Genomic DNA, 2770 nt, shown 5'->3' with positions numbered 1-2770 from the left:
AGCTTTAACCATTACCACAACTGATACCGCAGGTAACGCAGCCTTCGTTGAGCAAACTATCACGGTAGATACTGGTATCGTGACGCCAACGGCGGACATCAATGCGGGCTCAGATAGCGCCATTAATAATGACGATATTACGTCTGATAATACCCCAACGATTGACGGTACCGGTGAGATCGGCGCCAGCGTTGTTATCACCAATGCAGCAAACGTTGTTGTGGGTACTGGCACGGTTGATGCGGATGGCAATTACTCAATTACGACATCGACATTAGTGGATGGCACACAAGCTTTAACCATTACCACAACTGATACCGCAGGTAACGCAGCCTTCGTTGAGCAAACGATCACGGTAGATACTGGTATCGTGACGCCAACGGCGGACATCAATGCGGGCTCAGATAGCGCCATTAATAATGACGATATTACGTCTGATAATACCCCAACGATTGACGGTACCGGTGAGATCGGCGCCAGCGTTGTTATCACCAATGCAGCAAACGTAGTTGTGGGTACCGGCACGGTTGATGCGGATGGCAATTATTCAATTACGACATCGACATTAGTGGATGGCACACAAGCTTTAACCATTACCACAACCGATACCGCAGGTAACGCAGCCTTCGTTGAGCAAACGATCACGGTAGATACAGCGGTCGTGACGCCAAGCGTTACGATCGCAGATATCGATGCCAATGATGACGGCGTTTATAACGCAGCAGAATTAGGTACCGATGGCACGGTGACGGCGACGATCGCAGTCACCGGCTCTAAAGCGGGCGATACATTAACGTATAACGTTGATGGCGCCACGCCAGTAACCGTTGTATTAACGGCGGACGATATTGCAAACGGTATCGCAATCGAAGTACTACCTGAAGCGAAAGTGACCGCGACACTGAGCGATGACGCGGGCAATACATCTGCGCCAGTCAGTGCGACAGCCTTCGCCGCGGATGTGGATATTGCGACGCCAAGCGTTACGATCGCAGATATCGATGCCAATGATGACGGCGTTTATAACGCAGCAGAATTAGGTACCGATGGCACGGTGACGGCGACGATCGCAGTCACCGGCTCTAAAGCGGGCGATACATTAACGTATAACGTTGATGGCGCCACACCAGTAACCGTTGTATTAACGGCGGACGATATTGCAAACGGTATCGCAATCGAAGTACTACCTGAAGCGAAAGTGACCGCGACACTGAGCGATGACGCGGGCAATACATCTGCGCCAGTCAGTGCGACAGCCTTCGCCGCGGATGTGGATATTGCGACGCCAAGCGTTACGATCGCAGATATCGATGCCAATGATGACGGCGTTTATAACGCAGCAGAATTAGGTACCGATGGCACGGTGACGGCGACGATCGCAGTCACCGGCTCTAAAGCGGGCGATACATTAACGTATAACGTTGATGGCGCCACGCCAGTAACCGTTGTATTAACGGCGGACGATATTGCAAACGGTATCGCAATCGAAGTACTACCTGAAGCGAAAGTGACCGCGACACTGAGCGATGACGCGGGCAATACATCTGCGCCAGTCAGTGCGACAGCGTTCGCCGCGGGATGTGGATATTGCGACGCCAAGCGTTACGATCGCAGATATCGATGCCAATGATGACGGCGTTTATAACGCAGCAGAATTAGGTACCGATGGCACGGTGACGGCGACGATCGCAGTCACCGGCTCTAAAGCGGGCGATACATTAACGTATAACGTTGATGGCGCCACGCCAGTAACCGTTGTATTAACGGCGGACGATATTGCAAACGGTATCGCAATCGAAGTACTACCTGAAGCGAAAGTGACCGCGACACTGAGCGATGACGCGGGCAATACATCTGCGCCAGTCAGTGCGACAGCCTTCGCCGCGGATGTGGATATTGCGACGCCAAGCGTTACGATCGCAGATATCGATGCCAATGATGACGGCGTTTATAACGCAGCAGAATTAGGTACCGATGGCACGGTGACGGCGACGATCGCAGTCACCGGCTCTAAAGCGGGCGATACATTAACGTATAACGTTGATGGCGCCACGCCAGTAACCGTTGTATTAACGGCGGACGATATTGCAAACGGTATCGCAATCGAAGTACTACCTGAAGCGAAAGTGACCGCGACACTGAGCGATGACGCGGGCAATACATCTGCGCCAGTCAGTGCGACAGCCTTCGCCGCGGATGTGGATATTGCGACGCCAAGCGTTACGATCGCAGATATCGATGCCAATGATGACGGCGTTTATAACGCAGCAGAATTAGGTACCGATGGCACGGTGACGGCGACGATCGCAGTCACCGGCTCTAAAGCGGGCGATACATTAACGTATAACGTTGATGGCGCCACGCCAGTAACCGTTGTATTAACGGCGGACGATATTGCAAACGGTATCGCAATCGAAGTACTACCTGAAGCGAAAGTGACCGCGACACTGAGCGATGACGCGGGCAATACATCTGCGCCAGTCAGTGCGACAGCCTTCGCCGCGGATGTGGATATTGCGACGCCAAGCGTTACGATCGCAGATATCGATGCCAATGATGACGGCGTTTATAACGCAGCAGAATTAGGTACCGATGGCACGGTGACGGCGACGATCGCAGTCACCGGCTCTAAAGCGGGCGATACATTAACGTATAACGTTGATGGCGCCACGCCAGTAACCGTTGTATTAACGGCGGACGATATTGCAAACGGTATCGCAATCGAAGTACTACCTGAAGCGAAAGTGACCGCGACACTGAGCGATGACGC

2 protein-coding genes are annotated in these 2770 nt (G+C 52.7%); both read left to right on the top strand.

Features of this window, described 5'->3' with window-relative positions; all coding sequences use genetic code 11:
* A partial coding sequence (locus tag PE36_RS23275; protein WP_006034570.1) for an Ig-like domain-containing protein occupies positions 1-1630 on the top strand: 1630 nt, incomplete at its 5' end.
* On the top strand, positions 1581-2770 hold a 1190-nt coding region (locus tag PE36_RS23270; protein WP_006034569.1), incomplete at its 3' end, for a hypothetical protein. The genes PE36_RS23275 and PE36_RS23270, both read left to right, overlap by 50 nt.

It is taken from the genome of Moritella sp. PE36 (genome assembly GCF_000170855.1).
Classification (GTDB): Bacteria; Pseudomonadota; Gammaproteobacteria; order Enterobacterales; family Moritellaceae; genus Moritella.
Note: the sequence above shows the minus strand (reverse complement) of the source record. Positions and strands in the feature narration are given on the sequence as shown.